The 26372-nt window shown below is 72.7% G+C and carries 22 protein-coding genes; 10 read left to right on the top strand and 12 right to left on the bottom strand.

Going from position 1 to position 26372, the window contains the following annotated elements; translation table 11 throughout:
• Nucleotides 1–92: 92 nt before the first annotated feature.
• Nucleotides 93–3476: a BTAD domain-containing putative transcriptional regulator gene (locus OG617_RS31075; protein WP_405096451.1), complete on the bottom strand. Its 3384-nt coding sequence runs from the start codon at nucleotides 3474–3476 to the stop codon at nucleotides 93–95.
• 168 nt (nucleotides 3477–3644) lie between these two features.
• Here OG617_RS31075 and OG617_RS31070 point away from each other — a divergent pair, with 168 nt between their 5' ends.
• On the top strand, nucleotides 3645–4523 hold the full coding sequence (locus tag OG617_RS31070; RefSeq protein WP_405096450.1) for an alpha/beta fold hydrolase: 879 nt from the start codon (nucleotides 3645–3647) through the stop codon (nucleotides 4521–4523).
• An 11-nt stretch (nucleotides 4524–4534) separates the two neighbouring features.
• Here the strand turns inward: OG617_RS31070 and OG617_RS31065 are convergent, their stop codons facing one another.
• Entirely contained in the window at nucleotides 4535–6247 is a 1713-nt protein-coding gene (locus tag OG617_RS31065; RefSeq protein ID WP_405096449.1) for an acyl-CoA dehydrogenase family protein, read from the bottom strand.
• Between the two features lie 120 nt (nucleotides 6248–6367).
• Between OG617_RS31065 and OG617_RS31060 the strand changes: the two genes are divergently transcribed.
• Nucleotides 6368–6826 carry a hypothetical protein gene (locus OG617_RS31060; RefSeq protein ID WP_405096448.1) on the top strand — a complete coding sequence of 153 codons (459 nt, stop codon included), beginning with the start codon at nucleotides 6368–6370 and terminating at the stop codon, nucleotides 6824–6826.
• Nucleotides 6827–6843: 17 nt separating this feature from the next.
• On the opposite strand, the gene OG617_RS31055 is transcribed toward OG617_RS31060, so the two are convergent.
• The 4 genes from OG617_RS31055 to OG617_RS31040 form a co-directional block, all read right to left on the bottom strand.
• Nucleotides 6844–7551, bottom strand: a complete 708-nt coding sequence (locus OG617_RS31055) for a thymidine kinase (protein ID WP_396681340.1) — start codon at nucleotides 7549–7551, stop codon at nucleotides 6844–6846.
• A gap of 85 nt (nucleotides 7552–7636) precedes the next feature.
• Nucleotides 7637–9028, bottom strand: coding sequence for an MFS transporter (locus OG617_RS31050; protein ID WP_405096447.1), 1392 nt, complete (start codon nucleotides 9026–9028; stop codon nucleotides 7637–7639).
• A gap of 20 nt (nucleotides 9029–9048) precedes the next feature.
• Complete coding sequence (locus OG617_RS31045) at nucleotides 9049–9816, bottom strand: glycerophosphodiester phosphodiesterase (RefSeq protein ID WP_405096446.1); 768 nt, start codon at nucleotides 9814–9816, stop codon at nucleotides 9049–9051.
• Between the two features lie 211 nt (nucleotides 9817–10027).
• Complete coding sequence (locus OG617_RS31040) at nucleotides 10028–10300, bottom strand: hypothetical protein (RefSeq protein ID WP_405096445.1); 273 nt, start codon at nucleotides 10298–10300, stop codon at nucleotides 10028–10030.
• A gap of 485 nt (nucleotides 10301–10785) precedes the next feature.
• Between OG617_RS31040 and OG617_RS31035 the strand changes: the two genes are divergently transcribed.
• A complete protein-coding gene (locus OG617_RS31035; protein ID WP_405096444.1) occupies nucleotides 10786–11199 on the top strand; it encodes a nitroreductase/quinone reductase family protein in 414 nt (137 codons plus the stop codon).
• Between the two features lie 40 nt (nucleotides 11200–11239).
• On the opposite strand, the gene OG617_RS31030 is transcribed toward OG617_RS31035, so the two are convergent.
• Nucleotides 11240–12016 (bottom strand): lysophospholipid acyltransferase family protein, encoded by a 777-nt coding sequence (locus tag OG617_RS31030; RefSeq protein ID WP_405096443.1) that lies wholly within the window; start codon nucleotides 12014–12016, stop codon nucleotides 11240–11242.
• Nucleotides 12017–12205: 189 nt separating this feature from the next.
• On the opposite strand from OG617_RS31030, the gene OG617_RS31025 reads away from it, so the two are divergent.
• The 3 genes from OG617_RS31025 to OG617_RS31015 all read left to right on the top strand — a co-directional run bounded on the left by OG617_RS31025 (nucleotide 12206) and on the right by OG617_RS31015 (nucleotide 15930).
• A complete protein-coding gene (locus tag OG617_RS31025) occupies nucleotides 12206–13621 on the top strand; it encodes a cytochrome ubiquinol oxidase subunit I (RefSeq protein ID WP_405096442.1) in 1416 nt (471 codons plus the stop codon).
• Nucleotides 13622–13634: 13 nt separating this feature from the next.
• Nucleotides 13635–14633, top strand: coding sequence for a cytochrome d ubiquinol oxidase subunit II (gene cydB, locus OG617_RS31020; RefSeq protein ID WP_405096441.1), 999 nt, complete (start codon nucleotides 13635–13637; stop codon nucleotides 14631–14633).
• 124 nt (nucleotides 14634–14757) lie between these two features.
• Entirely contained in the window at nucleotides 14758–15930 is a 1173-nt protein-coding gene (locus tag OG617_RS31015; protein ID WP_405104019.1) for an enhanced intracellular survival protein Eis, read from the top strand.
• A 69-nt stretch (nucleotides 15931–15999) separates the two neighbouring features.
• Here OG617_RS31015 and OG617_RS31010 read toward each other — a convergent pair whose 3' ends face one another.
• Entirely contained in the window at nucleotides 16000–16695 is a 696-nt protein-coding gene (locus tag OG617_RS31010) for a hypothetical protein (protein WP_405096440.1), read from the bottom strand.
• 67 nt (nucleotides 16696–16762) lie between these two features.
• A complete protein-coding gene (locus tag OG617_RS31005) occupies nucleotides 16763–17224 on the bottom strand; it encodes a peroxiredoxin (protein ID WP_405096439.1) in 462 nt (153 codons plus the stop codon).
• Between the two features lie 120 nt (nucleotides 17225–17344).
• On the opposite strand from OG617_RS31005, the gene OG617_RS31000 reads away from it, so the two are divergent.
• Nucleotides 17345–18073, top strand: coding sequence for an SDR family NAD(P)-dependent oxidoreductase (locus OG617_RS31000; RefSeq protein WP_405104018.1), 729 nt, complete (start codon nucleotides 17345–17347; stop codon nucleotides 18071–18073).
• A 174-nt stretch (nucleotides 18074–18247) separates the two neighbouring features.
• The gene (locus tag OG617_RS30995) at nucleotides 18248–20638 is read left to right on the top strand and encodes an ATP-binding cassette domain-containing protein (RefSeq protein ID WP_405096438.1); all 2391 of its coding nucleotides are present in this window, start codon (nucleotides 18248–18250) and stop codon (nucleotides 20636–20638) included.
• Between the two features lie 211 nt (nucleotides 20639–20849).
• Here OG617_RS30995 and OG617_RS30990 read toward each other — a convergent pair whose 3' ends face one another.
• A complete protein-coding gene (locus OG617_RS30990; protein ID WP_405096437.1) occupies nucleotides 20850–20972 on the bottom strand; it encodes a hypothetical protein in 123 nt (40 codons plus the stop codon).
• Nucleotides 20969–22372 (bottom strand): OFA family MFS transporter, encoded by a 1404-nt coding sequence (locus OG617_RS30985; RefSeq protein ID WP_405096436.1) that lies wholly within the window; start codon nucleotides 22370–22372, stop codon nucleotides 20969–20971. Before OG617_RS30985 ends, OG617_RS30990 begins: the two co-directional genes overlap by 4 nt.
• 617 nt (nucleotides 22373–22989) lie before the next feature.
• On the opposite strand from OG617_RS30985, the gene OG617_RS30980 reads away from it, so the two are divergent.
• A complete protein-coding gene (locus OG617_RS30980) occupies nucleotides 22990–24000 on the top strand; it encodes a tyrosine-type recombinase/integrase (protein WP_405096435.1) in 1011 nt (336 codons plus the stop codon).
• A 125-nt stretch (nucleotides 24001–24125) separates the two neighbouring features.
• Nucleotides 24126–25028, top strand: coding sequence for a bifunctional 5,10-methylenetetrahydrofolate dehydrogenase/5,10-methenyltetrahydrofolate cyclohydrolase (locus tag OG617_RS30975; RefSeq protein WP_405096434.1), 903 nt, complete (start codon nucleotides 24126–24128; stop codon nucleotides 25026–25028).
• Between the two features lie 64 nt (nucleotides 25029–25092).
• Here the strand turns inward: OG617_RS30975 and OG617_RS30970 are convergent, their stop codons facing one another.
• Entirely contained in the window at nucleotides 25093–26265 is a 1173-nt protein-coding gene (locus OG617_RS30970) for a hypothetical protein (RefSeq protein ID WP_405096433.1), read from the bottom strand.
• Nucleotides 26266–26372 lie beyond the last annotated feature (107 nt).

The raw sequence follows: 26372 nt of genomic DNA, 5'->3' as shown, positions 1-26372 counted from the left end.
CGCTGCGGAGTGGTTTTCGCTCCGCGACGGTGCCTTGCCAGCATGCCCCGCCGTCTGACCTCAAGCTGGTGGTTCCCCCGCGTGCTCGGCGCTCAGCCCTCGCCGGGGCGGCCCAGCGCCGCATCGAGGTCGGCGAGGTGGCCGGCCACGGGGCCGAGGGTGAGCACCCCGCTGCCCGCGCCCGCCAGCTCACCGGCGGCGGGCAGCAACTCGGCGTGGACGCGTCGCATGGTGGCCCGGTCGCCCAGGGCCAGCGCCGCGCGGCCGGCGAGGCAGAGCCTGGCCTCCCACAGCAGGTCGTGGGGCGAGTCGGGCAGGGCCCGCAGCGCGGCGGCAGCTTCGTCGCGGTGGCCGGCGGACAGCAGGAGCAGGGGGCGCACCCAGGGCTCGTACGGGCCCCAGTCCCAGTCGTCCCACCCGTGGTCCGGCGGCACGGGCGACAGGTCCGCGACGCCCGTGCCGGAATGCCGCGCCAGGCGCAGCGACAGCAGAGCCAGGGGAAGCATGCCCCGCTCCATGCCGGGCATGCCGCTGCCGGCGAGGCGAGCGTGCGCGACCCGGTACGCGGCCTCCGCGTCGGCCAGCCGCCCGGCTATTGCCAGCCGCAGGGCGGCGTACCAGCGGGTGAAGACGCCGACCAGCGGCAGGTCGTACCGGTCGGCGAGGTGTTCGGCGGCGCGGGCGTCGACGTCGGCGGCGTCGAGGTCGGCGAGCGCGCAGTGGGCCTGCAGCAGGACGAGGTGGCCGAGGACCTCGAAGGTCACCAGGTCGTGCCGGGCGGCTACGTCGACCAACTCGGCGCCGATGCGGGCCCGCTGCGGGGCCCGCCCGGGCCGGTCGAAGGCGTGCATGAAGCGGGCGTTGAGGGCGAACGCCAGCAGGGCCGGGTTGTCCGCCGCCCGGGCGATCGCCTCCGCTTCGCCGGCCGCCCGACGGCCCCGGTCCGTGGTGGTGCCGCGTAGCTCCAGGGCGAGGGTGCTCAGCAGCCTGCTGCGCTGCGTGTCGCCGCCGGGGACGGTCAGCGCCCGTTCGGCGGTCCCGACGATGCGGCGGGACAGCGGCTCGTCGTCGTTGCGGGTCCAGACGGCGGGCACCTCGAACGCGGTCAGCACGGCCACGGTCAGGTCGGAGTCGTCGATCCGCCGTGCCGTGTCGATCGCCTCGGCCCGGTGCCGGCGGGCCTGCTCCAGGTGGCCGGTCACGGCAAGGGTGCGGCCCAGCCCGAGCAGCGCGGTGAGCCGCTCCCGGGTGTCCCCGTGGCCGGCCCGGTCGTGGGCGGCGACGGCCTGCTGCCACAGGCGGGCCGCCTCGTGCGGGTGGCAGCGGCGTTCGGCCTGTTCCGCCGCGGTGCGGGCGTACCGGGCGGCACGGCCGGCGGCGGCGGGTCCAGGGGCGAGGGCGAGGTGGTGGGCGAGCGTGGCGGCGTCGTGCGGGCGCAGCCGTTCGACCGCGTCGCCGGCGGCGGCGTGCCAGCGGGCCCGGCGCAGCGCCGACAGGTCGCCGTACAGGGTGTCGCGCACCAGGATGTGGGTGAACCGTAGCCGCCGGTGCGGGCCGTGCTCGATGAGGAAGCCTGCCTGCACGGCGCGGTCCAGGGCGTCGAGGGTGACCGCGTCGTCGCCGGTGAGCGCGGTCAGCACGTCCGGGTCGATCTCGCGGCCGAGCACCGCCGCCCGCCGCAGCACGGACTGCGCCGGGTCGGGGAGCTGCGCCAGGCGGTGCCGGATGACGTCGCGCACCCCGGTCGGGACGGTGTCCAGCGCGGCGTCGCCCTCCTCGGCGAGCAGCCGGGCCAGTTCCCGGACGAAGAACGGGTTGCCGCCGGTGCGCCGGTGGATCAGCCGCGCGGTGGCGGCGTCGAGGTCCCGCCGCGCGACGGCGCGGGCGAGTTCACCGGTCGCCGGCTCGGGCAGGCCGCCCAGGTAGACCCGCAGCGGTTCGAGGCGGGCACAGCGGGCCAGCGCCGCGGTCAGCTCGGGGCTGATCTCGGTGGCGCGGAACGTGCCGACGACCAGCACCGGGCCAGTGACCGGCTGCGGAGGGGTGAGCAGCGCGGTCAGCAGGTCCAGGGTGTCGCCGTCGGCGCGGTGCAGGTCGTCGAGGACCAGCAGCACCGGGCCCCGGCGGGCCGCCGCCGTGACCAGCGCCGTTACGGCGCGGTGCAGGCGGAACCGGGCCACGGCGGGGTCCTCCGCCCCGCCGGCCGTGTCCCCACCACCGACCGCACCGGCCAGCTTGCCGCCGTCGGCCGCACCGGCGATGTCCCCACCCGCGCCGGGCCCCGTCCGGCTGTCGGGTGCGCCGAAGGTGTCCCAGTCGTCCGGCTCGGGAGCGATGCCGGGCGAGGCCGCCGCGAGGCCGTCCGGGCTGGCCCGGGTCAGCGCGTCGGTGATCTGCGTCCACGGCCAGGCCACCGGGGCCCCGTCGTACTCGGGGCTGCGGCCCCACGCCACCGTCCAGCCATCCCCGGTCAGCCGCCGGGTCAGGGCACCCACCAGCGCCGTCTTGCCCGCACCCGGATCACCGGAGACCAGGGCCATCGCCGGCCGGCCGCGCCGGGCGACGTCCCCGGCCGCAGCCAGCAGCCGGGCCTGCTCCTCGCCGCGCCCGACGAACGACGTGCCCGCCTCCGGCGGCGGGGCGGGGCGCACGACGACGGGCGCGCGCGGGAGGTCCGGGGGGCCGGCCGGGCTCAGGTGCGGGGCCTGGGCGAGCACGTCGGCCTCCATCTGCCGCAGGCCGGGGCCGGGGTCGACGCCGAGTTCGGCCGCCAGCGTCGCCCGGGCGCGGCGTAGTGCGGCGAGGGCGTCGCCCTGGCGGCCCGCCCGATACAGGGCCAGCGCGAACAGCCGCCAGGCGTCCTCGCGTAGCGGGTGGCCGTCGGCGTGAGCCCGCAGGTCGGTGGCTGCCTCAGCGGCCCGGCCGAGCGCCAGCAGCGCCTCGGCCCGCCGCTGCACGGCCAGCAGCTGCAGCTCGTCCAGCCGGTCAATCTCCGCCCGGGCCCACCCGTCGGTAGCGTGTTCGGCGTACGCGGGGCCGCGCCACAGGGCCAGCGCGTCCCGCAGGCACGCAAGGGCCCGGTCGGCCTGACCGGCCGCCAGCAGCCGCCCCGCCTCGTCGACCGCCGCCTCGAACCGCCACGCGTCGACCGCGTCCGGCTCGGGGTGCAGCGCGTAGCCGGGCGCTGCGGTCACCAGCAGCCGGGCCGGCTGGCGGGGCGGCCGGTCGGGCTCCAGAGCGCGGCGCAGGTCCGCGACGAACGTGCGGATCGCCGCCACCGGGGCGTGCGGGGGTGTCGCCCAAAGGTCGTCGGCGAGCCGGTCGACCGGCACGACCCGACCCCGGGCGACCAGCAGCCGGGCCAGCACCGCGCGGTGGCGGGGGCCCCTGAGCGCGACCGGACCGAGGTGGTTGCCGGCGACCACCGGGCCGAGCACCCCGAAGGTCACCGCCGGTGCCGTGGTCCGCCCGTTCATCATCCCCACTGTAGGCAGGCCACGGGCCGTGACGTCGGCCGGTTCGGCGTGCTCATCCGATGCTGATCGGCCGCTGATCGGCACCGGGCAGGCTCGGTAACGCACACCATCGGTGCCGGGCACGGCCCGCGTACCGGTTCCCCGTCACCCGTACTGGAAGGCTCACCCGTGGAACCAAGGATCAGTGGATTCGACTACCAGCGCGTCACCGTCGCCGACGGAGTAGCCCTGCACACGGCCGTCGGCGGCTCCGGCAGCCCGGTCGTGCTGCTGCACGGCTTCCCGCAGACGCACCTCATGTGGCGGCACGTCGCCGCGGACCTCGCCGCCGACCACACGGTCATCTGCCCGGACCTGCGCGGCTACGGCGACAGCGACAAGCCCGCCGATGTCGACGGCGCCCGCTACGCCAAGCGGACCATGGCCGCCGACGTGGTGGCCCTGGCCCGGGCGCTCGGCCACGAGCGGTTCGCCCTGGCCGGGCACGACCGGGGCGCCCTGGTCGCGGTCCGCGCGGGCCTGGACCACCCCCGCGCGGTCACCCACCTGGCCGCACTGGACGTGCTGCCGACCCTGGACATGTGGGACGTGCTGCACGGCGTCGACGCCGCCGTCGCGTTCCACCTGTACCTGATGGCGCAGCCGCCGGGCCTGCCGGAGCGGCTGATCGGCGCCGCACCGGACGCGTTCTTCGGTCACTTCCTCGACGCCTGGGGCGGCGACCCGCAGGCCCAGCCGGCCGACGTGCGGGCCGCGTACCTGCGGGCATCCCGGGAGGCGGTCACCTCGATCGTCGCCGACTACCGGGCGTCGGCCGGCGTCGACGTCACCGACGACGCGGCCGACCGGGCGGCCGGCAACCGGCTGGCCATGCCGGTTGCCGTGCTCCAGCAGGACTGGGGCGCAGCCCTCGGCTACGACGCGGCCGGCCTGTGGGGGGCGTGGGCGGCTGACCTGGAGCACCGCACCGTGACATCTGGGCACTTCATGGCCGAGGAGGCGCCCGCCGAGGTGGTCGCGGCGCTTCGGGCGCTGCTGGCCCGCTAGCCCGACAGCGTTCAGCAGAGCAGGTCGAGGTGCTGGTGGGCGTCGCCGGAGATGTCCTCGTGGCGCAGCCGCCGCCGGGCCCACAGCCGGGCGGCCACCTCGGCCTGTTCGTCGCCCCACGCGGCGTGCTCGACGAGCAGGGCGCAGGTCAGCGCCGCCGCGAGGCGCAACGCCAGCCCGCGAGCCCCGGCGACCACGTCGGCGGCCCGCAGGTCGGCGGTGACGTCGGCGAGGGCGGTGGTCAGCTCGCCGGTGACCGTGGCGAGGGTGTCGGCCAGGGCGGGGGAGAGCGGCCGGGCCAGGTCCACGGCGGCGGCCAGCCGGCGCAGCAGGGGCGCGCCGGCGTCCTCGCGGGTGACGGCGCGCAGCACGTCCAGGGCGAGCACGTTGGTGGTGCCCTCCCAGATCGGCAGGACCTGCGCGTCGCGCAGCAGCCGGGGCACGCCGGTGTCCTCGACGTACCCGGCGCCGCCGAAGCACTCCACGTACTCGCTGGCGGAGCTGACCGCGAGGCGGCCGGTGGCGAGCTTGGCCAGCGGGGCAACCACCCGCAGCTCGGCGGCGGCGTCCGGGTCGGCGCCCACCTCCACCCGGCCGAGCAGCGCGAACGCGTGCCCGGCCAGGGCGAACGCGCCGGCGGCGTCCACGGCCAGGGCGCCGAGGGTGGCCCGGTGCAGCGGGTTGTCGGCCAGCCGCCCGCCCGCGGCGGTGCGGGCGTCGGCGTACGCGCGGGCGTAGGCCAGGCCGCGGCGCATCCCGCCGGCCGCGGCGGAGGCGTTGTGCACCCGGGTCACCACCACCAGGGTCATCGCCCGGACCAGGCCGGGCACCGCCGGGTCGCCCAGCGGCAGCGCGTACGCGTCGGTCAGCCCGATCTCGGCCGTGGGCAGCGCCCAGGTGCCCAGCTTGTCCTTGAGCCGGTGCACGGTCACCCCGGGCGCCGGAGCGTCGGCGGCGGCGGTGGCGGTGGCGCCGGCCAGCGGCGAGTCGGCGGCGTAGCGGGGCACCAGGAACGGGGCGAGGACCCGGCTGCCCCGGCCGGCGCCCTCGGGCCGGGCGAGGGCCACCGCGATCGGGGCGTCGGCGGCGGAACAGAACCACTTCTCCCCGGTCAGCCGCCACGACCCGTCGGCGGCGGGCCGCCCGGTGGTGCTGGAGCGGGACAGGTCGGAGCCGCCCTGCGACTCGGTCATCCACTGCCCGCTGACGATCGCCGTGTCCGGGTCGGTGGAGACCAGCCGGGGCAGCCACGCGTCGCGGACGCCCGCGTCGACCTCGGGGAGGCTGAGCAGCGCCGCCGCGCCGTCGGCCATCGCCACCGGGCAGGAGAAGGTGGCCGACTCCGGCCCGTACAGGTGCAGCAGGGCGTGCTGGACGACGCGGGTGGCGGCCCCCCACGTGCCGCGCGCCGACTCCAGGTAGGGCAGGGCGACCACGGCGTGCCGGGCGGCGGCGGCGCGTTGGGCCTGCCAGCCGGCGGAGGTGTCGACGCGGTCGACGCGGGCGCCCCACGGGTCGTAGCGGACCAGGGTCGGCGGGTGGGCCTCGGCGTCGGCGTGCGCGGCACGCAGCGGCCCGGTCACGTCGGCGGCCAGGTCGGTCAGCCGGCCCTGCGCGGCGGCGTGCCCGTCCGGGCCGAGCTGCCGTCGCAGCCAGGACCGCAGCAGGCGGTCCCCGGTGTACGGGTCCTCGGGGGTGGGCACCGGCTGCACGTAACGGGTCATCGTCTCGCCTCCGGGGGCGCTCGCGTCGGGGTGTGCGCCGACGGTAGACGATGCGCGCCCGGGAGGCGACCGGGGCGAGTTGCTGCGGGCCGGCGGGCCGGCCGCCTACGGTCGGAGGTGATGGGCGGTGAGCGGTCGTGGAGCCGGCCGGCCCGGCGGCGCCGGCCGGCGCGCGTCGGGCTGCTGGCCGCCGGCGCGGGCCTGGGGTTCTGCCTGGTCGGGGTAGCCGGTCTGGGTGCGTGGAACGTGCAGGTGGTGACCGGGTCCAGCGGCCCGGTGCGGGAGACCGCCGACGGGTTCCTACGGGAGGTGTCCGCCGGCGACGCCGACCGGGCGTACGGGCGGTTGTGCGCCGACGCGCGCAGCCGGTGGAGCGCGGCGGGCTTCGCCGCGTGGCTGCGGACCCCGCCGCAGGTCACCGGCTACGAGATCACCGATGTGGCGGTGGCCACCCGCGGTGGCCGGCCCCGGGGCACGGTGGCGGTGCGGCTGACCCGCGACGGTGGCGGCAGCGAACAGCGGGAGCTGCCGGTGGTGCGGGAGGCCGACGGCTGGCGGGTGTGCGGGGACCCGTACTGACCCGTCGGAGGGCTGTTTTACCGGCCGCCGAGGTCCCCGGCGCGGTAGTGCCGCCGGCACAGCACCTGGTAGCGCACCTGCGCGGTGTCCACGGTGTCGCCGATGACGACCTGTTCGCCCTCGCGGACCACCCGGCCGCCGACGACACGGGCGTTGAGCAGCCCTTCCCGGCCGCACCAGCACAGCACTTCCACCTGGATGCGGGCGACGGAGTCGGCCAGCTCGAACAGCCGCCGGGCGGCGGGGAACAGGCAGGACCGGAAGTCGGTGGCCAGGCCGAAGGCGTACACGTCGACGTCGTAGTTGTCGACCAGCTCGGCCATCTGCTCGATGTGTTCGAGGTCGTAGAACGACGCCTCGTCGCAGATGAGGTAGTCCACCCGGACCCCCTCGGCCCAGGCGTCGCGGACCAGGTCGCGCAGGTCGAAACCGTCGGTGACCTCGATCGCGGAGTGGGCCAGGCCGATGCGGGTGGTGACCTGCGGGCCCAGCGACCGGTCGATGCGGGTGGTGACCAGGCCACGGCGGCCCTGCCGGGCGTGGTTGTAGTTCATCTGCAACGCCATCGTGGACTTGCCGCAGTCCATCGGCCCCCAGAAGAACTTCAGCGCGGCGGCGTGTAGCGGCCGGCCGTTGACGCCCCGGGCTGCGGCGCAGCCCGCGCGGGTGTCGTCCGGGCCGGGGAGGGGCCGGGCCAGGCAGATCGGGGCGGCGTCGTCGGTCACGTCGGGGCAGCCTAGCCCATCGACGACGGACGATCAGCCCGGTGTGTGGGCCCCCGAGCTCGGGGGCCCACACCGGGCCGGCGCCCTACAGCACCCGCGGCGGGGTGTTGCCGGCGGCGACGATGGCGCGGCGGATCGGCACGGCGGCCAACAGCGCGAACCCGACCACGAAGAAGATCAGCAGGGAGACCAGGCCCACCCGGTAGGAGGAGGTCAGCTGGAACACCAGCCCGAACGCGAGGGGCCCGAGCCAGCTGGTGCCCTTGTCGCTGATCTCGTAGAAGCCGTAGTACTCGCCCTCCTTGCCGGCGGGGATGAGCTGGCTGAACAGCGACCGGCTCAGCGCCTGGCTGCCGCCGAGGACCAGGCCGATCGCCCCGCCGAGGATCATGAACGGCAGTGGGGCCTTCTCGGGCAGCCGGAACGCGGCGATGATCACACCGGTCCACAGCACGAGGCTGAGCAGCACCGTCTTCCACGCGCCGATCCGCCGCGCGAGGGCGCCGAGGCCGAGAGCGCCGCCGAAGGCGAGGAACTGCACCAGCAGGATCGTCACGATCAGGGTGCCCTGTTCCAGGTGCAGCTCCTCGGTGCCGTACTGGCTGGCCAGGGTGATCACGGTCTGGATGCCGTCGTTGTAGACCAGGAACGCCAGCAGGAAGTACAGGGTCAGCGGGTACGCCCTGATCTCCCGCAGGGTGCGGCCGAGCTGCCGGAACCCGTCACTGAGCACGTTGCCGCCGCCGCGCAACGCCGCGGCGGTGGGGTGTTCACGCAGCCAGCGCAGCGGCACCAGGGTGAACACCGCCCACCACACGCCGGCGGACACGATCGACCAGCGGGCCAGGTCCAGGGTGCGCTGCGGGTTGCCGTCCTCGCTGAGCATCGAGACCGCGACCAGGTTCAGCGCCAGGAGCACCCCGCCACCGAGGTAGCCGATGGCCCAGCCGCGGCTGGAGATGCCGTCGCGTTCGTCGGGACCACCGAGCTGCGGCAGGAACGAGTTGTAGACGACCACGGCGGCGCCGAAGGAGATGTTCGCGACGATGAACAGCGCCCCGCCGAGCAGGTACCGCTCGCCGGTGACGAGGGCCATCGCGATGGTCGCCCCGGCGCCGGTGAACGCCGCCGCGCCGAGCAGCCGCTTCTTGTGCGCCGACCGGTCGGCGACCGCGCCGATCACGGGCAGCACGAACACCGTCAGCAACACCGACAGGGAGATCAGGTACGGGTAGTACGAGCCGGCGGCAACCCGGATGCCCAGCGGGTGCACGTAGCCGTCGCAGCTGTCCGCGCCGAGCTCGCAGCCGGCGGCCAGCTCGGTGACGGTGGTCAGGAACGGGCCGAGGAACACGGTGATGACGGTGGTCTGGAAGGCCGAGTTGGCCCAGTCGTAGAGGTACCAGCCGCGCCGCTCGCGGGGAGTGCTCGCCGGCGGTGGGGGGTTGTCCACCGTCGCGGTGACGGTCTCGGCCATGGGGGGTCCTCCGCCGGTTCTCAGGCGGCCCAGTGGCCGCGGCTGCGGTAGACGTCGCGCAGCACGCCGACGTGATCGGTCATGATGCCATCCACCCCAAGATCAAGTAACCCGTGCATCTCGGCAGGTTCATCGATCGTCCAGACATGCACATGCAGTCCGAGCCGGTGGGCGTAGGCGATCAACCGGCGGTCCACGACCGGGATCCGGCCGTACCGGGGCGGGACCTGGGCGGCGACCACCGACGGGGGCAGCCGCAGCGGCCGGCCGTGCAGGGACGCCACCCGCAACCGGGCCACCCCGCGCATGCCGAGGCCGGTGGCGATCCGCCCGCCGGTCAACGCCCGCAGCCGGGCCAGCCGGGCGTCGCTGAACGAGGCCAGCAGCACCCGGCCGCCGGCACCGGCCCGCCCGAGCGCGGCGACGGTCGCCTCGACGCCCCCGTCGGCCTTGACGTCGATGTTGAACCTCACGTCCGGCCAGGCGGCGAGGACGTCGTCGAGGCGGGGCACCACCGCGGCGCCGCCGACACGCACCGAGGCCAGGTCGGCCCAGCGCAGGTCGGCGATGCGCCCCGGCTCGCCGGTGACCCGGCGCAGGGTGGCGTCGTGGAAGACCACGGCGACCCCGTCGGCGGTGGCGTGCACGTCGGTCTCGACGTACCGGTAGCCCAGGTCGACGGCGCGGGCGAACGCGGCGGCGGTGTTCTCGTCGCCGTCGGCCGCGCCACCGCGGTGGGCGAACGCCAGCGGCGCGGGCGCGTCGAGGTAGCCGGAGCGGGGCTGCACGGTGGGCAGTATGCCCTGCGGCGGTGGCCGGCGGGTGCCTGGTCGGGAATGACCCACCGCCGGGCCCGGACGCCGGTCAGGTCCGCCGCCCGGCCGGCGAAGGAGATCATCATGCCCACCGTCAACAGCGAAGTGACCCGGCCATCTCCCGCACCCGGGCCCTCGCCCAGTTCGCTGGCGGGCACGGCGCCGCCGGCAGGGGGTGCCCCCACTACGCGGCCGGCTGGCCGGGCGGGGTGCTGCGCAGGCGCATGAAGTAGGAGACGGTGGCGACGCCGACGGTCTTGAGCACGGAGACGCCGACGACCGTCCAGTAGTCCCGGGTGAACGCGCCGTCCCAGCCGGACACCGCGTCGAAGACGACGGGCAGGGCGGCGATGGCGACGTCGGTGAGCAGGCCCTGCACGAACGTGCGGGCGGCCCGGTTCACGGCGTCGGCCTTCGCCGACAACGGCGCGGACGCGGGCGCGGGGGTGCTGGTCATAGTCTCTCCTCAAGGGGTGGAAGCGCAGGGAGAAGCCCGCCCCCGATCAGATCGGGGCGGGCTGGCTGGCGCGCCGTTCGTGACAGAAACTCGACTCTGGTCACCGGTGCCGGCCGTTGACCCCGGGCGGGTAGGGCGACCCGCCAGCCGACGCGCACCACTCGGGGCCGATGGACAGCGGGGGCGTTGCCGGCGATTCGGGGGTGGCACTAAGTTGGACATCGTGACTGCCGGGTCGGCCATGGGCCACAAGCGGACAGGGCACCCGGCCGGGGCGTGAGGGCCGGGCGGGCCCGCGGCCCGCCGTGCGTGAGTGACGCCCATCGCCACCCGCCCCGCGCGGGCGGCTCATCCTCTCGCTTCCCGCAACCCTCTGCAGCGCACTCGACGTGGCCCCGCGGGGCCAATCGACCCTGCGCGCTTCTTCCCGTCACCGTCGCCCGCCACGCGCGGGGCGACCACCCGGTCTGGAGAACGGACACCGCATGCCCAACGACTTCAACCAGCAGATCATCGACGAGTTCCGCGCCAACGGCGGCCGGGTCGGGGGGTGGTTCGAGGGCGCCCGGCTGCTGCTGTTGACCACCGTCGGGGCGCGCACCGGCACCCCGCACACCACCCCGGTGGGCCGGGTGACCGGCGAGGACGGCCGGGTCCTGGTCATCGCCTCCGCCGGGGGAGCACCGCAGGACCCGCAGTGGTTCCGCAACCTGACGGCCGATCCGCTGGTCACCGTCGAGGAAGGGACGTCGACCTGGCGGGCCCGGGCGGTCGTGCTGGCTGGCGACGAGCGGGACCGGGCCTTCGCCCGCGCGGCGCAGGCCGACCAGGGCTGGGCCGACTACCAGGCCCGGGCGGGCCGGGTGATCCCGGTGGTGGCGTTGGAACCGGTCGCCTGACCCGTCTGACCCGGTCGCGTCGAGCGCCGACGCGACCGGGTCAGGGCCGAGGGCCGCGCCGGTGGGAGCGGCTGGTGTCGCGGGGACGTCCCGGGTCGACGTACCGGGGCCGGTCGGGTTCGTCGGGGCGCAGCGGGACCAGGCCGTCGGTGATCGCGTCGATGATCCGGTCGGTGGCCCGGACGGCCGCGCCCGGGGCCGCGGGGTCGATGCCGGTCAGGTCCACGGGCGCCCCGAAGTGCACCCTGAGCACCGGCCGGCGGCGCACCGCCCGGGCGACGGCGCGCAGCATGCCCTTCGGGGCCCGGTAGGGCAGCACCTCGTGGGAGCCCCACTGCGCGACGGGCACCACGGGGGCGCCGCAGGCGAAGGCGATCCGGGCGGTCCCGGTCTTGCCGCGTTCCGGCCACAGGCCGGGGTCCAGGCCGATGCGGCCCTCCGGGTAGACCAGGATCACCGACCCTTCGACCACGGCCCTGGCCGCGTCGTCGAGGGCCCGGTGCACGGCGGCGGTGCCCCGGTCCACGCGCAGGTGCCCGGCGTGGCGCATGGCGGCGCCGACGAGCGGGGCGCGGAACAGGCCGCCGGTGGCCATGATCCGGGGGGCGACGCCGCGGGCGCGGCAGGCGGCGGCGAGGACCAGTGGGTCGAACGGGCTGAGGTGGTTGGCGGCCAGGATCAGCGGGCCGCGGCGCAGCCGGTCTGGCACGTCGCCGGTGACCTCGAGGCGGGCCAGGGCACCGACGAGGACGCGGGCGAACAGTTGGGCGCCGCGCCAGAACAGGGGCGGCCGCCAGAGGTCGGTCGGGGTGTCCATCAGCGCTCGATGGTCGCACGTCGCCGCCACGACCGTGGGCCCCCCGCCCGGGTCGCGGTGGGCCGGGCGGCAGTGGTGATCAAGGTCATTGGTCCCGGGCCTGCTCGGGACCTCCGACCCTGACGACTTCCCTACGACGTCCAGTAGTATCTACTACGTCTCGTAGTATGAAAGGCTGGGGGTTCTCAGGTGGACGCGTTGGACGTCGCCCGCTGGCAGTTCGGTGTCACCACCGTCTACCACTTCCTGTTCGTGCCGCTGACCATCGGCCTGTCCGTGCTCGTCGCCATCCTGCAAACCCTGTGGCACCGCACCGGCAACGAACGCTACCTAAAGCTCACCAAGTTCTACGGCAAACTCTTCCTGATCAACTTCGCGATGGGCGTCGTCACCGGCATCGTGCAGGAATTCCAGTTCGGCATGAACTGGAGCGACTACTCCCGCTTCGTCGGCGACATCTTCGGCGCCCCCCTGGCCATCGAGGCCCTCGTCGCCTTCTTCCTCGAATCCACCTTCATCGGCCTGTGGATCTTCGGCTGGGACCGCCTGCCCAAGCGCCTGCACCTGGCCGCCATCTGGGCCGCCGCCATCGGCACCAACCTCAGCGCCTACTTCATCCTCGCCGCGAACTCGTTCATGCAGAACCCCGTCGGCTACCGGATCAACCCCGACACCGGCCGCGCCGAGATGACCGACTTCCTCGCCATGCTCACCAACAAGGTCGCCCTGGTCACCTTCCCGCACACCCTCGCCGGCTCCTTCCTCGTCGCCGGGTCCCTCGTCGTCGCCGTCGGCCTGTACCACGTCATCCGCAACCGCGACAGCGTCGACACCCCCGCCTACCGCTTCGCCACCAAGTTCGGCGCCTGGGTCGTCCTGGCCTCCTCGGCGCTCGTCCTGATCACCGGCGACATCCAAGGCAAAATCATGACCGAGGTGCAGCCGATGAAGATGGCCGCCGCCGAGGGCCTCTACACCACCGAGAGCCCCGCCTCGTTCTCCGTGCTCACCATCGGCAGCCTCGACGGCAGCCGCGAGGTCTTCGCCCTCAAAATCCCCTACCTGCTGTCCTACCTCGGCACCGGCGACCCCAACGGCACCGTCCACGGCATCGACGACCTACAGGCCCAGTACGCCAGCCAGTACGGCGCCGGCAGCTACACCCCGATCATCCCCGTCACCTACTGGAGCTTCCGCTTCATGATCGCCTTCGGGCTCGCCGCCGCCGCGATCGCCCTGCTCGTCCTCTGGACACAGCGCAAGGGCCGCACCCCCACCAGCCGCTGGCTGCTACGCGCCGGCCTCGCCATGCCCATGCTGCCCCTGCTCGCCAACTCCTTCGGCTGGATCTTCACCGAAATGGGCCGCCAACCCTGGATCGTCTTCGGCGAGATGCTCACCCGCGACGGCGTATCCCGCAGCGTCTCCCTCACCGAAGTCCTCACCTCCTTCACCGCCTTCACCCTCATCTACGCCACCCTCGCCGTCATCGAAGTCAAACTCCTGCTCCGCTACGCCCGCGCCGGCGTACCCGACCTCACCGACCACCCCGACCCCACCGACGACAGCGACGACGCCGAGCGCCCGCTCGCCTTCGCCTACTGACCCGGAGCCCACCGTGGAACTGACAACCGTCTGGTTTCTCCTCGTAGCCGTGCTGTTCACCGGCTACTTCATCCTCGAAGGCTTCGACTTCGGCGTCGGCATGCTGCTACCCGTCCTCGGCCGCAACGACCGCGAACGCCGCGTCCTGATCAACACCATCGGCCCCGTCTGGGACGGCAACGAGGTCTGGCTCATCACCGCCGGCGGCGCCATGTTCGCCGCCTTCCCCGAGTGGTACGCCACCCTCTTCTCCGGCTTCTACCTACCCCTGCTACTCATCCTGCTCGCCCTCATCGCCCGCGGCGTCGCCTTCGAATACCGCCACAAACGCCCCGAAGCCTCCTGGAAACGCCGCTGGGACACCGCCATCTTCATCGGCTCCCTCCTCCCGGCGATCCTCTGGGGCGTCGCCTTCGCCAACATCCTGCGCGGCGTCCCCCTGGCCGCCGACCACGAATACGTCGGCGGCCTGCTCAACCTGCTCAACCCGTACGCCCTGCTCGGCGGCGCCACCACCGCCGCCCTGTTCCTCACCCACGGGGCCGTGTTCATCGCCCTCAAAACCGTCGGCGACATCCGCGACCGCGCCCGCACCCTCGCCGTACGCCTCGGCATCGGCACCGCCGTACTCGCCGTGGCATTCCTCACCTGGACCCTCACCATCCGCTCCAACACCGCCGCCATCGTCCTCGCCACCGGCGCCGCACTCGCCCTACTCGCCGGCACCGCCGCAGCCCACACCCGCCGCGAAGGCTGGGCCTTCACCGGCACCGCCGTGGCCATCGCCCTGGCCGTGGCCACCCTGTTCACCGCCCTGTTCCCGAACGTGATGCCCTCCACCCTCGACCCCGCCGGCACACTCACCGCCACCAACGCCGCCTCCACCCCCTACACCCTGAAAATCATGACCTGGGTGGCGGTCGTGTTCACCCCCATCGTCCTGGCCTACCAGGGCTGGACGTACTGGGTGTTCCGCAAGCGCATCGGCGTCGCCCACATCCCGAACCACTGATCCACCCCGACAAAACAACAGGGGCCGGCGCGACAACCCGCGCCGGCCCCGCAACACACCCCGACCCACCCGAAAACCCAGGCAGACACACCACACCCGCCGCTACCGTCACCCGATGCCCACCATCGACGTCCGGGAACTCACCCCCGACGACCTCCCCGCCGCCTGGACCCTCGGCCGCCACGCCTTCGGATCCGACCCCACCCAACCACCACCACCCACCACCACATCCGGCCTGACCCGCTACGGCGCCTTCGACCCCACCGGCCAACTCCTCGGCAAAGCCGTCGACCTGCACCACGACCAGTGGTGGAACGACCGCCCCGTCACCGCCGCCGACGTAGCCGGCGTCGCCGTAGCCCCCGCGGCCCGCGGCCGAGGCGTCGCCCGCGCCCTACTCACCGGCCTCCTCCGCGGCGCCCACGACCGCGGCGCCGCCGTCAGCGCCCTGTTCCCCACCACCACCGCCCCCTACCGCGCCTGCGGCTGGGAAGTCGCCGGCGCCCTACGCACCATCGACCTGCCCACCGCCGCACTGCCCCGACACCTGCCCGCACCCCACCTCACCGTCCGCGACGGCGGCCCCGCCGACCTGCCCGCCGTCACCGACCTGTACGAAACCGTCACCCGCCATCGCCGCGGCCTGCTCACCCGCCGCGGCCCCCTGTACGACCACCCCACCGACACCCTGCCCACCGACGGCCTCACCCTCGTCGAACACGACGGCCACCTCGTCGGCTACGCCACCTGGGACCGCGGCCGAGGCTACGGCCCCGACGCCGTCCTCACCGTCGACAACGCCCTCGCCACCACCGCCGACGCCGCCCGCGAACTCATCCGCACCCTCGCCACCTGGGCCAGCGTCACCCCCACCCTGCGACTCAACCTCCTCGACGGCGACGCCATCACCGCCCACCTACCCGTCGAAGCCACCCGCGAACACCACCGCGACACCTGGATGCACCGACCCGTCGACATCACCCGCGCCGTCACCCAACGCGGCTGGCCCACCCACGCCCACGGCACTGTCACCTTCACCCTCCACGACCACCTCGCCGACTGGAACACCGGCACCTGGCGCCTCGACGTCGCCGACGGCACCGCCGAACTGCACCGCACCACCACCGACACCCCACTGCACCTGACCGTCCGAGGCTTCGCCCAGCTCTACACCGGCACCACCGACGCCGAAACCCTCCGACACACCGGCCAACTGCACACCCCCGCCCAAACCGACCCCCGCCCCCTCGACCTGCTCGCCGCCGCCGGCCCCGCCCACCTGCACGACTACTTCTGAACCCCAACACGCCCCCGCCCCCCGCCGCACACGGCGACGGGGGGCGGGGGACAGGCACACCGGACGCGATCAACCCGCCTCGCGCAACTCCGCCAACCGCGCCTCGATCTCCGCCAACTCCGCCCGCAGCCTCCCCGCCTGCTGCTCCGCCTCCGCCCGCTCCGCGCCCATAATCTGCTCCACCGCCTCCTGCACCCCCGGAACATCCACCAACGCCACCATCCGCAACGCCTCCGCCGGCTTCACCACATACGGCTTCGCCAACGACTTCGCACCCTGCTGCGCCGCCACCGTCCACTCACCGTCCGCGTACGCCAACGTCACCGTCAACCCCGCCGGACCCTTCGCCTTCACCGCCTTCACCGCCCGCCGCGCCGGCTTCGCCTCCACCTGCTGCTGCTCCACCTTCGGCTCCTCCCGCCGCGCCACCGGCACCCGCGGCGTGTCCAGCACGAACTCCGGCTCCGCCGCAGGCGGCTCCGGCTCAGGCTCCGGCTCCGCCTTCACCTCCACCACCCGACGCCCCGCACCCCGCGGCGCCACCGCCACATCGGCAGGGGAGAACGGCAACTCGTCCCGACCGAACCGCACCACCACGAACTCGTCGGACACCGACGGATCGGTCAACTCCACCACCTGGCCCACCTGACCGGCGATCTGACCCGCCGACGACGTGAACACCACCTTCGGCTTCCGTCCGGCCGCCAACGCCTCCCGGATGCTCTGCACCTCGTCAGTAGACAAACCCTGGCCCGCGGCAACCATCACAACCCTCTTCCGTACACCTGTTTGATTCCTGCCTTGATACCAGCCCGCTGCGACACCCCGAAGATCAGCCCCCCAACGCCCGCAACGCCCGATCCGCATGCTCGTTCATCCCCAACTCGCTGTGCACCACCTCCACCACCCGCCGGTCCGACCCGATCACAAACGTCATCCGCCGCATACCCAACGGCCCCAACGGCACCCGCCGCAACACCCCCAACCGCCGCGCCACCACACCGTCCACATCCGACAACAACGGATAGTCGAACCCGTGCAACCGGGAGAACTCCGCCTGCTTCTCCACCGCGTCCCGACTGATCCCCACCCGCTGCGCGCCCACCGCCGCGAACTCCGCCGCCAGATCCCGGAAATGACAGCTCTCCGCCGTGCACCCCCGCGTCATCGCCGCCGGATAGAAGAACAACACCACCGGCCCCACCGCCAGGAACTCCGACAACCGCCGCAGCGTGCCCGTCTCGTCCGGCAACTCGAAATCCTCGACCAGGTCACCAACCCGCACACCCGACACCCGCGCACCTCCACTAGTCGACGCCGGCAGCGTAAGCGATCACCGACGTAACCCGTGCTCGCCACCGAAACCACCCCCCACCGGTACCGTCACCACCAGCACCCGGGGGAGGAGCACCCACTGAATCCCGTCACCATCATCACCGGCGGCAGCCGCGGCATCGGCGCCGCCACCGCCCGCCGCCTCGCCACCCACGGCCACCACATCGCCATCGGCTACCGCCGCGACCACCACGCCGCCGACACCGTCGTCAACGACATCCGAGCCACCGGCCGCCACGCCATCGCCGTCCCCGCCGACACCACCGACCCCGACGCCATCACCCGCCTCTTCGACGCCGCCACCGACCTCGGCCCCCTCACCGGCCTCGTCAACAACGCCGGCGTCACCAGCCCCATCGGCCCCTTCACCCAACTACGCGCCGACGACCTACGCCACGTCGTCGACGTCAACCTCATCGGGTACGTCCTCTGCGCCCAACAAGCCGCCCGCCGCCTCACCCACGGCGGCGCCATCGTCAACGTCTCCTCCGCCGCCGCCACCCTCGGCAGCCCGGGGGAGTACATCCACTACGCCGCCGTCAAAGCCGCCACCGACACCCTCACCATCGGCCTGGCCAAGGAACTCGCCCCCCACGGCATCCGCGTCAACGGCGTCGCCCCCGGCATCGTCCGCACCGACCTGCACGCCCTCTCCGGCGCACCCGACCGCGCCGACACCGCCGCCGACCGCATCCCACTCGGCCGCGCCGGCGAACCCGACGAAATCGCCGCCGCCATCGCCTGGCTCCTCAGCCCCGACGCCAGCTACACCACCGGCACCGTCCTACGCGTCTCCGGCGGCCTCTGACCACAACGCCCCACACGACCGGACCAACCGGGAGTACGCGCGGCGGAACTCCCGTCGTGCGTCACGAAACAGGTGACCAGACCGATCAGGAATCGAGAAGCACCGGTCACCTAGGTCACCTAGAGTGACCGCCATGAACGCCGAAAGCGGCCCTGCCCAACAGCTGGAGACACGATGAGCATGGCCACGAGGACCGACACCCAGTCGCCCGCGCCGCACGCTGCCGACAGCCACGACCTGATCCGCGTACAGGGCGCACGCGTGAACAACCTCAAAGACATCAGCATCGAGATCCCGAAACGCCGACTGACGGTGTTCACCGGCGTCTCCGGCTCCGGCAAGAGCTCGCTGGTGTTCGGCACGATCGCCGCGGAGTCACAGCGGATGATCAACGAAACCTACAGCGCCTTCGTACAAGGCTTCATGCCGACGCTGACACGGCCCGAGGTCGACGTACTCGACGGCCTGACAACCGCGATCATCGTCGACCAGCAGCGGATGGGTGCCGACGCCCGCTCCACGGTCGGCACCGCCACCGACGCCAACGCGATGCTGCGTATCGTCTTCAGCCGACTCGGACAGCCACACATCGGCTCGCCCAACGCGTTCTCCTTCAACGTCCCCTCGGTCCGGGCGAGCGGCGCGATCACGATCGAACGCGGTGCCGGCAAAACCGTGAAGCAGACCTTCACCCGCACCGGCGGCATGTGCCCACGCTGCGAAGGCCGGGGCACAGTCTCCGATATCGACCTCACCCAACTCTTCGACGACTCCAAGTCCATCGCCGAAGGCGCGATCACCATCCCCGGCTGGAAGACGGACAGCTGGTGGACAGTCCGGATCTACGCCGAGTCAGGCTTCCTCGACCCGAACAAGCCGATCCGCAAGTACACCAAGAAAGAGCTGCACGACTTCCTCCACCACGAGCCGACCAAGGTGAAGGTCGAGGGAATCAACCTCACCTACGAAGGGCTGATCCCCAAGATTCAGAAGTCGTTCCTCTCCAAGGACCGGGAGGCGCTGCAGCCACACATCCGAGCGTTCGTCGACCGAGCGGTCACCTTCACCACCTGCCCCGAGTGCGACGGCACCCGACTCAGCGAGGCGGCCCGGTCCGCACGCATCGGCGGAATCAACATCGCCGACGCCTCCGCGATGCAGATCAACGACCTGGCCGAATGGATCCACGGCCTCGACGAGCCGTCGGTGGCGCCGCTGCTCGCCACACTGCGACGGACCCTCGACTCGTTCGTGGAGATCGGGCTGGGCTACCTCACGCTCGACCGACCGTCGGGCACACTGTCGGGCGGCGAAGCGCAGCGCACCAAGATGATCCGCCACCTCGGCTCCTCGCTCACCGACGTCACCTACGTCTTCGACGAACCCACCATCGGCCTGCACCCCCATGACATCCAGCGAATGAACAACCTGCTGCTGCGGCTACGCGACAAGGGCAACACCGTGCTCGTCGTCGAACACAAGCCGGAGACCATCGCGATCGCCGACCACGTCGTCGACCTCGGCCCCGGCGCAGGTACGGCGGGCGGCACCGTCTGCTTCGAAGGCACCCTGGAAGGGCTACGTGCCAGCGACACCCTCACCGGCCGCCACCTCGACGACCGGGCCGCCCTCAAGAAGACGGTACGGACGCCCACCGGCACGCTGGCCATCCGCAACGCGACGGCGCACAACCTGCGCGACGTCGACGTCGACATCCCGCTCGGGGTGCTCGTCGTCGTCACCGGCGTCGCCGGCTCCGGCAAGACCTCGCTCGTACACGGATCCATCCCCGCCGGCGAGGGAGTGGTGTCGATCGACCAGGGCGCGATCCGCGGCTCGCGACGGAGCAACCCGGCGACGTACACCGGAATGCTCGACCCGATCCGCAAGGCGTTCGCGAAGGCCAACGGCGTGAAGCCGGCACTGTTCAGCGCCAACTCCGAGGGCGCCTGCCCCAACTGCAACGGCGCCGGCGTCATCTACACCGACCTGGCGATGATGGCCGGCGTGGCCACCACCTGCGAGGAGTGCGAGGGGAAGCGGTACCAGGCATCGGTGCTGGACCACCACCTCGGCGGCCGCGACATCAGCGAGGTGCTCGCGATGTCGGTGACCGAGGCCGAGGAGTTCTTCAGCGCCGGCGAGGCGCGCACACCCGCCGCGCACGCCATCCTCGACCGGCTCGCCGACGTCGGGCTCGGCTACCTCAGCCTCGGCCAGCCGCTCACCACGCTGTCCGGCGGCGAGCGGCAGCGGCTCAAGCTGGCCACCCACATGGCCGAGAAGGGCGGCGTCTACGTCCTCGACGAGCCGACCACCGGCCTGCACCTCGCCGACGTCGAGCAGCTGCTCGGCCTGCTCGACCGGCTCGTCGACTCCGGCAAGTCGGTCATCGTCGTCGAGCACCACCAGGCGGTCATGGCGCACGCCGACTGGATCATCGACCTCGGGCCCGGGGCCGGCCACGACGGCGGCCGGATCGTCTTCGAGGGCACACCCGCCGACCTTGTCGCCGCCCGCTCCACCCTCACCGGCGAGCACCTCGCGACCTACGTCAGCACCTGATGAGGCCCGCACGGACACCGCGAGTCGAGTCGGCCACCCGCGCGCTCCAACACCTCGGCCGCCGCCGCGCCCCGCCTGCGTGGACAGGTCGGCGACGACCTCCACGCCCCGCAGATCCACCCCGATGACGGTGTGCCCGTCACCACGCAGCGGCCCTGCCCATGCCCGAGGCAGCCCCGGTCACCACGTACGTACCCATGTCGGTTCCCCCTCAGCCCGTGAACAATTTCGCCGCCGTCAGCGCCGTCTGCACCACCCCGTACCCCAGCAGCGCACCCACCAGCAACCAGGAGATCCACAACCGGCCGGTCTGCCCGAACGAACCGTTGCTCATCGCGCAATCCCTCCCTGCACCCCGCCCGAACCGACGGCCGCCGGCTCGTGGAACCGCTCCGGCACCGGCCGCACCAGCAGGTTCGCCACGAACCCCACCGCCAGGACCCCCAACATCGTCAACAGTGCCGGCCGGTACCCCGCCGCCGTCAGCGTCCCCGGCGCACCCTTCGCGTCGAGGAACCCGTTGACGATCAGCGGACCGGCTACCCCCGCCGCCGACCACGCCGTCAACACCCGGCCGTGGATCGCCCCCACCTGGTACGTGCCGAACAGGTCCCGCAGGTACGCCGGCATCGTGGCGAAACCACCCCCGTAGAACGACACGATCACGCACGCCAACAACACGAACAGCGCCGGCGCCACCTGCCCGAACAACGCCAGCAGCAGGTACAACACCATCCCCACACCCAGGTACAGCACGTACACCGGCTTACGGCCGATCATGTCCGACGTCGACGACCACACGAACCGGCCACCCATGTTGAACAGCGACAGCAGCCCCACAAAACCGCCCGCCGCCGCCACCGACACCGCCGACGCGCCCTCCTCACGGAAGAAGTCCTGGATCATCGGACTCGCCTGCTCCAGGATCCCGATCCCGGCCGTCACATTGCAGAACAACACCACCCACAGCAACCAGAACTGCCGCGTCCGAACCGCGTTCGCCGCCGACACGCTCGCCGTGGTCACCATCAGCTTCACCTTCGCCCGCTCCGGGTCGAACCCCGCCGGCCGCCAGTCCGCCGCCGGCACCCGCACGTTCGCCACCCCGAACATCATGATCACGAAGTAGCCGACGCCCAGCGTCACGAACAGCCACACCAGCGCCGTCCCCGACGCCGTCGCGCCCGCGGTGGCACCCGGGTCGTAGCCCGAGTCGTAGAGCGACAACAGCTGCCGGGACAGGGGAGAGGCCACCATCGCGCCACCCCCGAACCCCATGATCGCCAACCCGGTAGCCAGGCCCGGCCGGTCCGGAAACCACTTGATCAACGTCGACACGGGGGAGATGTAGCCGATCCCCAACCCGATCCCGCCCAGCAGCCCGTACCCCACGTACAGCAGCCACAACTGACCCGTCGCGATCCCCACCGCACCGACCAGGAACCCCGCCGCCCAGAAGCACGCCGAGACGAACATCGCCTTACGCGGACCGTTGCGCTCCACCCATGTACCGGCCGCCGCCGCCGACAACCCCAGCATCACGATCGCGATGCTGAAGATCACCCCGATCGCCGTCTGACTCGCGTCGAAGTGGGCGATCAGCGAGTTCTTGTACACGCTGGTTGCGTAGACCTGCCCGATGCACAGATGGATCGCCAACGCGGCCGGCGGAATCAGCCAACGGCTGTACCCGGGCGGCGCGACGGTGTGCCGACGGTCGAGTGCGGAAAGCATGCTGCCTTCTTCCCGAAAGTTGACGAGAAACTCTCCGCCTGAGGCTTGCTCCACGCGCCGGGCGCCCGCTCCGCCTCACCGGGGTGGGGCCCAGTCAGTGGGCATATGGCCCACCTTCCGCCTGACGGGCTGCCTGGACCAACTCGGTTTCGCCGGCCGGGGGGGGGTACGCGGTGCAGCCGCGCGAGTCGACCGGGAGTCTTGGCAGCTCGCGGCCCTCCCGGCCGACGATTCGATAATGTACATTATGTCAAGTAACCACTTCTGACCCCTCCTCTCCTCTGCGGGGGCAACGACCCTCCGGACCCTCCGCACGGCCGGCCATCCCTGCGCCGGCGGACCCCAGCGCCTCACCCCGACGAAACCCACCCGCCAAGCACTGCACCTCCAACCACCGAACGCCGCCCCGCTCGACCGCGCGCCCACCACCCCACCCTTTCGGCGGGTGATCAAGAGGTTTGCGTCCGGTTCGGACCTGCCCCCGACGCAAACCTCTTGATCACCCGCCAGAGTCGGGACCGGAGTTGGGCTGGAGTCGGGTGGGAGTCTGGGCGTTAGGTTTTCCACTCCCCTGTCGTGGGTCGCCCCCAACCCGAGAATCATGCATAATATCCCTTATGCATGACAAACAGGACGAATCGGTACGGTCGTTGATCGAGGAGTTCCTGACCGCTCGGGCCACGCGCAAGCCCTCCCCCCACACTCTGGAGGCGTACCGGCGGGATCTGTGCGCGGTGGCGGCCCTGGCCGGCGAGACCCTCAACCCTCCCCTGCTGTCGGACGCGCTGCCGGTCACCGTCCTCTCCCCCAGGGTCATGCGGGCGGCGTTCGCCCGGTTCGCCGCCCCCCGCGCCGTCGCCTCGGTGCACCGCGCCTGGTCGACGTGGAACAGCTTCTTCTCGTTCCTGGTCGCCGAGGGGGTGGTGGCGGGCAACCCGATGCCGGCGGTCGACCGCCCCCGTGCCCCGCTCCCCCAGCCCAAGCCGCTGCGCGGTGAGGACACTCCGGAGCAGTTGCTCGCCGCAGTGTCCCGGGAGGACGGCCGGCAGCGCGACCCGTGGCCGGAGCGGGACGTGGCGGTGTTGGCGTTGGCGCTGTGCGCGGGGCTGCGTCTGTCGGAGTTGCTGGCGCTGCGGGTCGCGTCGCTGGCGGGGCGGCCCGGTGAGCGGCGGGTCGACGTGGTCGGCAAGGGCGGCCGTCCGAGGGTGGTGCCGATCGAGCCGGAGCTGGACCGGGTGGTGGTGGCGTACCTGGACAGTCGGGCTCGGCGGTTCGGGTCGCGGTCGGTGCGGCCGGATTCGCCGTTGCTGCTGGACCGGCGGGGTGAGCCGCTGCGCCGGGGCGGCCTGCAGTATCTGGTGGAGTCCTGTTACCGGCGGGCCGGGGTGGTCGACCGGGTGCCGCGTGGGGCGCAGTTGCACGCGCTGCGGCACACGTTCGCGACGCGGCTGGCGGAGGACGGGGCGAGCGCGGCGGAGATCATGCGGTTGCTGGGGCACGCGTCGTTGGCGTCGTCGCAGACGTATATCGAGGTGACGGCGGGTCAGCAGCGGGCGGCGGTGCGGTCCAACCGCACCAACCGGGCGTTGGTGGGGTTGGTGCGGGTGCAGGAGGGCGCGGTGGGGTGACCGGCGGGGCGTGGGGTGTGGCAGGGTGGAGGGGTACGCGACTGGCGGCATCGGGGATGGGATCGACCATCGGGGAGCTCGCCGTGGGGGTCGTCCGCCTGGGCTCCTGCGGGCGAGGTGGTGCCATGTCTTCTTCTGCGGTTTCCTCGGGTGTGGTTTCCTCGGGTACGGCGCGGTTGTTGCCGGGTGGGCCGGTGGCGCAGCAGGTGCTGGGTGAGGTGGCGGCGGAGGTCGCGGCGTTGCGGGCGGCGGGGGTGACGCCGTCGTTGGCGACGGTGCTGGTGGGCGACGACGACGCGAGTGCCGGGTACATCCGGATCAAGCAGCGGCAGGCGGCGGAGTTGGGGTTCGCGTCGCCGCATGTGCATCTGGCGGCGTCGGCGTCGCAGGCGGATCTGCACCGGGTGATCGAGGGGTTCAATTCCGATGCGGGTGTGCACGGGGTGTTGGTGCAGCATCCGATTCCGGGGCACCTGGACTACGACCGGGCGTTGCAGGTGTTGGATCCCGACAAGGACGTCGACGGGATGCATCCGGTGAACATGGGCCGGTTGGCGTTGGGGTTGCCGGGTCCGTTGCCGTGTACTCCTGCGGGGATCGAGGCGTTGTTGGCGTTCCATGGGGTGCCGGTGGCGGGTCGTGAGGTGGTGGTCCTGGGCCGGGGTGCGACGTTGGGGCGGCCGTTGGCGATGTTGTTGGCGCAGAAGCGGCCGACGGCGAATGCGGCGGTGACGGTGGTGCACACGGGAGTGGCGGACTGGCCGCGGTACACGCGGCGGGCGGAGATCCTGGTGGCGGCGGTGGGGGTGCCGGGGATCGTGCGGCCGGAGCATGTGCGTGCGGGTGCGGTGGTGGTCGGTGGTGGGGTGCGGTACGAGGGTCGGCGGTTGTTGCCGGATGTGGATGAGTCGTGTGCGCAGGTGGCGGGGGCGATCACGCCGCGGGTCGGTGGGGTGGGGCCGACGACGGTGGCGATGTTGTTCCGTAACGCGGTGGCGGCGGCGCGGCGGGCGGCCGGGTTGGGGTGAGGGGTGTTGTGGGGTGGTTGGTCGGGCCGGTCGGGGGGTACCTGACCGGCCCGACGCCCTACGGTCAGCGGCGCTGCCCGCGCAGCGGGGTGACTGTGGTGTACGGGACCGGAGTGCCGCCGGTCCACTGGTACAGCGATGCGGTCCCGGTCTGTTGGATGGTCCCGTTGACGGTGGTGGTGCCGGACGACACGACGTAGATCCGTCCGTCGCCGAGTGTTTCGAGGCCGACGCTGCCGGGGGCGGTCCAGCCGCGGATGCCGGTCGCCGGGTCCGTGGTGCCGGCGGGGGCGAGCGGCACGGTCCGGCCGGTTGTGCCTGCCGGTTGGCCGGCGAGTGGGAGGGTCTGCGGTGCGACGCCGGCGGAGACCGCGAACAGCGTCCAGTTCGGGAACTGGGGTTTGGTGCCCTGGTAGGCGGCCATCAGCCACAGGCGGTTGTGCCGGTCGTACTCGAGGCTCTGCACGCCCCACGTGGTGTTGCCGGTGTGGATGAATACCTTGTCGGCGGGGTGGGGTGGGCCCGAGAGGTGCGGGGCGGTCTGGGTGAGGGGGCGGGCGTACGTGTTCCAGCCGCGTACGTCGTAGGTGAGCAGCACTTGGTGGTCGTTGTCGGTGCGGGTGGTGTCCGGGGTGATGCCGTACGCGACGACCAGCATGTTGCGTTGGGCGGTGCCGGTGGTGCCGAGCCGTGGGCCGAAGCTGATTCCGTCGATGCCGCTGGTGCCGTAGCGGCCGGTGGTGTAGTCGGCGGCCACTTCGGGCAGGTACACGGTGGTCATCACGCCGTCGGCTTCCGCGTTCATTCCGGTGCGGGTGATGCGGGTGCCGTCGAACACCGCGATGTAGAACGCTTGGCGGGTCTTGTACTCCAGCGATCCGTAGATCAGGCCGTTGTCGGGGTTGATGTCGAGGTCGCCGAGGTGGCCGGTGAGGCCGGTGACGGTGCCGATGACCTGTCCGGTCTGGATGTTGGTTTTGACCAGTAGGTTCGTGAAGGACCAGTAGGCGTGGCCGCCGACCCAGTCGACGGCGAGGCCCTGTACGTGTCCGGAGGACCAGGTGCTGCCGGATATGGCGGCGGGCATGGCTGGTGGTGCCACGGTGGGGCGGGTGGGGCGGTACGCCGGGCCGCTGCGTGGGGGTGGGGGGTCGGCTTGGGCGGGCGTCGGGGCGGCGGTGAGGGTGCTGGTGCCGGCGAGGATGGCCAGAGCGGCGGCGGTGAGGGTCTTTCGCACGCGGCGAGGGTAGCGATGTGATTTCTCGCGGGGCGGGATTCGCGGTGGCGTGTCGGGAGGGCCTGTCCGCGGGGTTTCAGTGTTGTGGACGATCGCCTCGTGGTCTG

This window comes from Micromonospora sp. NBC_01412 (assembly GCF_045040215.1).
GTDB lineage: Bacteria > Actinomycetota > Actinomycetes > Mycobacteriales > Micromonosporaceae > Micromonospora > Micromonospora rubida.
Note: the sequence above shows the minus strand (reverse complement) of the source record. Positions and strands in the feature narration are given on the sequence as shown.

Excerpts from the sequence above, each read along its gene's own strand:
- OG617_RS30995 (WP_405096438.1), top strand. The coding sequence starts at position 18,248 with ATGAGCATGGCCACGAGGACCGACACCCAGTCGCCCGCGCCGCACGCT.
- OG617_RS30975 (WP_405096434.1), top strand. The coding sequence starts at position 24,126 with ATGTCTTCTTCTGCGGTTTCCTCGGGTGTGGTTTCCTCGGGTACGGCG.
- OG617_RS31060 (WP_405096448.1), top strand. The coding sequence starts at position 6,368 with ATGGGCGGTGAGCGGTCGTGGAGCCGGCCGGCCCGGCGGCGCCGGCCG.
- OG617_RS31010 (WP_405096440.1), bottom strand. The coding sequence starts at position 16,695 with ATGGTTGCCGCGGGCCAGGGTTTGTCTACTGACGAGGTGCAGAGCATC.
- OG617_RS31040 (WP_405096445.1), bottom strand. The coding sequence starts at position 10,300 with ATGACCAGCACCCCCGCGCCCGCGTCCGCGCCGTTGTCGGCGAAGGCC.
- OG617_RS30985 (WP_405096436.1), bottom strand. The coding sequence starts at position 22,372 with ATGCTTTCCGCACTCGACCGTCGGCACACCGTCGCGCCGCCCGGGTAC.
- OG617_RS31065 (WP_405096449.1), bottom strand. The coding sequence starts at position 6,247 with ATGACCCGTTACGTGCAGCCGGTGCCCACCCCCGAGGACCCGTACACC.
- OG617_RS30990 (WP_405096437.1), bottom strand. The coding sequence starts at position 20,972 with ATGAGCAACGGTTCGTTCGGGCAGACCGGCCGGTTGTGGATCTCCTGG.
- OG617_RS31030 (WP_405096443.1), bottom strand. The coding sequence starts at position 12,016 with ATGGACACCCCGACCGACCTCTGGCGGCCGCCCCTGTTCTGGCGCGGC.
- OG617_RS31075 (WP_405096451.1), bottom strand. The coding sequence starts at position 3,476 with ATGAACGGGCGGACCACGGCACCGGCGGTGACCTTCGGGGTGCTCGGC.
- OG617_RS30980 (WP_405096435.1), top strand. The coding sequence starts at position 22,990 with ATGCATGACAAACAGGACGAATCGGTACGGTCGTTGATCGAGGAGTTC.
- OG617_RS31035 (WP_405096444.1), top strand. The coding sequence starts at position 10,786 with ATGCCCAACGACTTCAACCAGCAGATCATCGACGAGTTCCGCGCCAAC.
- OG617_RS31050 (WP_405096447.1), bottom strand. The coding sequence starts at position 9,028 with ATGGCCGAGACCGTCACCGCGACGGTGGACAACCCCCCACCGCCGGCG.